Origin of the sequence: Amycolatopsis sp. NPDC059027, from assembly GCF_042739735.1 — a bacterium.
GTDB lineage: Bacteria > Actinomycetota > Actinomycetes > Mycobacteriales > Pseudonocardiaceae > Amycolatopsis.
Window position 1 is genome coordinate 1 of sequence record NZ_JBHYIK010000155.1, and the last position, 3917, is coordinate 3917.

Annotated in this window: 4 protein-coding genes; 3 read left to right on the forward strand and 1 reads right to left on the reverse strand. The window is 71.5% G+C overall.

Features of this window, described 5'->3' with window-relative positions:
* Positions 1–107 precede the first annotated feature (107 nt).
* Together ACFWY9_RS44700 and ACFWY9_RS44705 are read left to right on the forward strand one after the other, a co-directional pair.
* Positions 108–1106 carry a hypothetical protein gene (locus ACFWY9_RS44700; protein ID WP_378341751.1) on the forward strand — a complete coding sequence of 333 codons (999 nt, stop codon included), beginning with the start codon at positions 108–110 and terminating at the stop codon, positions 1104–1106.
* Positions 1107–1118: 12 nt separating this feature from the next.
* Positions 1119–2234: a caspase family protein gene (locus ACFWY9_RS44705; protein ID WP_378331611.1), complete on the forward strand. Its 1116-nt coding sequence runs from the start codon at positions 1119–1121 to the stop codon at positions 2232–2234.
* Here ACFWY9_RS44705 and ACFWY9_RS44710 read toward each other — a convergent pair.
* The gene (locus ACFWY9_RS44710) at positions 2226–2588 is read right to left on the reverse strand and encodes a hypothetical protein (RefSeq protein ID WP_378331612.1); all 363 of its coding nucleotides are present in this window, start codon (positions 2586–2588) and stop codon (positions 2226–2228) included. The two genes, ACFWY9_RS44705 and ACFWY9_RS44710, sit on opposite strands and share 9 nt — an antisense overlap.
* 270 nt (positions 2589–2858) lie before the next feature.
* On the opposite strand from ACFWY9_RS44710, the gene ACFWY9_RS44715 reads away from it, so the two are divergent.
* Complete coding sequence (locus tag ACFWY9_RS44715) at positions 2859–3866, forward strand: hypothetical protein (protein WP_378331613.1); 1008 nt, start codon at positions 2859–2861, stop codon at positions 3864–3866.
* The last annotated feature ends 51 nt before the right edge of the window (positions 3867–3917 follow it).

A 3917-nucleotide genomic window follows, 5' to 3' on the forward strand; every position in this document is an offset into this window, starting at 1 on the left:
GTGCCCGGGGGCCCCCCCCCACCCTAGTTTTGTGGGGGTGTTGGGGGGGGGCGCCGCGGGGGGGGGTGGCGGCGCCGCCCGCGCCCACGGCAGCGGTGAGCGGAGGCGTGTCCGTGGTCAAGGTCGCGGTGGCGGGCGTCGTCGTCGCGGCCGCCGCGACCGGCGCCGGCCTGGTCGTTCCCCGCCTGCTCGCCCACGGGCCCTGCGACACCGTCGTCGGCGACCGGCAGGCCATCCGGGTCCTCGCGGACGCGGCGGGCGAACTCGACCGGATCAGTCATCGGTTCACCACCCGGATCGCCGACCGCGGCTACGACGGTGCCGTCGATCCCGTCGCGGCCACGTCGTGGTTCACCCGGCGGCAGAACGGACTCGACACGCCCACGGAATTCCGCGCCGTGGGCGGGACCCGCTACGCGTTCACCACGTCCACCGGAACCTGGGGCCCCAGCACCGAAACCGACACACCGTCACCGACCCCGGCACTGGCGTCGGCCGTTTCGGCCACCCGCCGGGGTTGTGAGTTCGAAGGCGCTCTCGACGCCCAGTCGCTGCGACCGCCCGCGGCGGAGCCCGTCCCGTTCACCGCGCGCATCGACGAGAGCGGGCACCTCGTCCTCTTCAGCACCACCCCGCCTGCCGGACCCGCCGTCCGGCAGACGTTCGGTGACTTCGGCACCCAGGTGGACGTGCCCTCCCCCTCGGCACCCACCACACCGCCGAGTACCACCTCGGCCACCCCCGCGCCGACGCCCCCACCGCCGCCCACCACCAAGACCACGAAACCGGCGACCACGACGAGCACGGCACCCCGCCCCACCCTTTACGCGTACTGGATCAGTGGCACGAGATCACTGACCATCAACGACCCCGCCGACGTTCGCCACGGCCCGAATGTCTCCTTCTCCAAGGACACGAAGGACCCGTACGCCACCTGCTTCGCCAATACCAGCGGCGACCCCACGGTGGCGCTGCGGCTCGACGCCACCGGCTGCGAGGCTCTGAAGACCGCGTCGGCGACCGTGACCCTGACGGGCAAGAACCAGCTCACGGTCACCGGGGATCCGGTCATCGCGGGCACCTACCAGCGACAGCCGCCGAAGTAGCGGGAGGCGTCCATGCGACTGGCGGATCCGCTCCGTTCGCGGGCGGTGCTCATCGGCACGAGCGAGTTCGCCGATCCCGCATTGCCCGCGCTGCCCGCGGTGCGGAACAACGTCACGGACCTGACCGCGATCCTCACCGCACCGACCGGTACGGGCCTGCCGCCGGCACACTGCCGGACACTGCTGGACGAACCGGACCATCGCACTGTCGGCGACGTGCTCGAAGAAGCCGCCGAACAAGCCGAAGACCTGCTCCTCGTCTACTACGCGGGACACGGCGTCCTGGACGGTCGCGGGCAGTTGTACCTCACGATGCCGGACAGCACGGTGGATCGCCTGCGCTGGACCGGGCTACCGGCGGCCCGGCTCCGCGAACTCCTCGCCGACGCACCGGCCGCGAACCGCGTCCTGATCGTCGACAGCTGCTTCTCCGGCAGGGCGATCGGGGAACTCATGGCGGACGCCTCGTCCGCGGCCACCGGGCAGCTGGAGATCGCCGGCACCTACACGCTCACCTCCGCCTCCGGCAACGAAACCGCGTCCGCGCCACGGGGAGCGCGGCACACCGCCTTCACCGGCGCGCTCGCCGATCTCCTCACGCGCGGGGCGCCGGACGGGCCCGAACTGCTCACTCTCGACTTCGTCCACCGTCACCTCCGGCGAGTGCTGGGCGAACGCGGCCTCGCCCGTCCCGGTCAGGGCGGCACCCAGACCACGGGCGGGCTCGCGCTCGCCCCGAACCCCGGCACCCAGGCGCCGGACGCCGACGTCCTCGGCAAGCTCGCTGCCGCCGCCGGACAGGCCGCCCGGGTTCTCGGCCCGGCGCATCCCACCACATTGGACAGTCGTCGCCGGCACGCCGTCCAGGTCGGCTTGGCGGGCAACCCCACCGAAGCCGCCCGGCTCCACGCGGAGCTGGTAACGGACTTCCAGCGCGCGCTCGGGCTGACGCATCCGGACGTGTTCGCGATCCGGGAAGGCCATGCCTATTGGACCGGCCGGGCGGGCCGGCACGACGAAGCGGTGACCCTGCTCGCCGCCCTGCGCGCCGACCGGGCCGGCGGCGGCATCGCGCGGCGAACCCGTCCCCGGCGGACCGGACGCGGCCCCTCCCGAGGTTCACGGTGACCGGTCGCCCGGCTCCAGCAGTCTTTCCACGTCGCGGACCAACGCCGCGACGTCGGCCACCCGCCGGGCGTCGAGCTCGATCTTGCGCCCGTCCGCCGCGGTGACGGTGAGCTTCACCTCCGAGCGACGGTGGGAGAACCACGTCGACACCGATCTGGCCAGCACCGCACCCGCCCCGCCCGAGCCCATGGCCACCACGAGCGCGTCCAGCACACCACCCATCTCGCCCGGCCGCGGCTCCGCCCGCCGGAGCCGCACCCTCCCGCGCAGCGCGTCCTCGTGACGCAGCCAGTCCAGCAACGCCCCGAGTTCGGCCGCGTCACCGCCGATCCACAGCTTTGTCTCGCCTGTCACGGTCATCCGCCCCATCCCGTCGCCTGATCGTTCCCACCCACCGACATATGTCCACTGTGGACGCTCGCCCTGCGCGGCGGCTCGTGCTCGTCGGCTGCACAGTCGCCGAACAGGGGGAGGCCGTTACGCGGCCCGGACGGAAACACTCGCCCCGTCCTCCCTTGGTTTACCGGTACGCCACGGGGTTTCGCGGCGACCGCTCTTGCCCTCGCCGTCGGCGGTGTGCTCAACTGCGTCGGGCGTAAAACTCTGTGAACAGGAGCGACTGCATTGCGTAAGCACTGGGGTGGAAGAAAACAACTCGTCGCGGCGGGGCTGGCCGTCGCCGCCGTAACCCTCTCCGCCGCGCCGGCCTCGGCCGCGCCGCGGGCCGCCTGGCCGGGCGCCGCCCAGGTCGCCGTCGCCGACGGGTCGAACGTGTTCGGCTCCAACCTGAGCGGTCTGTCCTTCCAAAGTCCCAGCGTGCTGTGGGCGGTGAAGAACGGGCCCGGCACGCTCTACCGCCTGGTTCCCGACGGCAAGAAGTGGCGGCCCGACCCGTCCGGCGGCTGGGCGAAGGGCAAGCAGCTCCGCTACCAGGACGGCAGTGGCGACCCCGACGCGGAGGGCGTGGTCGTCACTCCCGAGGGCGTGTTCGCCGCCACGGAGCGCGACAACGACAACGGTGACGAAAGCCGGATGCAGGTACTCCGCTTCGACCCGGCCTCGTCCGCGAGCACACTCAACGCTACCGCTGAATGGGATCTCACGAAGGATCTTCCCTCGGTGTCACCCAACAAGGGACTCGAAGGCATCTCGTGGGTTCCCGACTCGTTCCTGACCACACACAAGTTCCGGGACGAACACACCAAAGCCGCGTACGACCCGGCCAAGTATCCCGGCCACGGCGGCGGCCTGTACTTCGTCGGTCTCGAGGACAACGGGACGATCTACGCCTACGCGCTCGGCCAGAACGGGAGCTACACCCGCATCGCCACCATCCCGAGTGGCCTGCCCGCGGTCATGGACCTCGAATTCGAACCCTCGACCGGCCACCTGTGGGCGGTCTGCGACGACAACTGCGATGGCCGCTCGACCACGCTCGACGTCACCGCGCAGGGCAAGTTCGCGGTCGGCGCGACCTACGACCGGCCGTCCGGAATGCCCAACTACAACAATGAGGGCTTCGCGATCGCGCCGCAGGACGCCTGCGCGTCCGGCCGCAAACCGGTCGTCTGGTCCGACGACGACAACGACGGCGGGCACGCCCTGCGCAGCAGCACCCTCCCCTGCAAGTAGCTCCCAATTCCCGGGGTGCCGTGATGCCGTTAAGGCCACCTTACGGGCGTC

What these genes read in the sequence shown, in the direction of transcription:
- ACFWY9_RS44705 (WP_378331611.1), top strand. Translation starts at nt 1,119, where the DNA reads ATGCGACTGGCGGATCCGCTCCGTTCGCGGGCGGTGCTCATCGGCACG.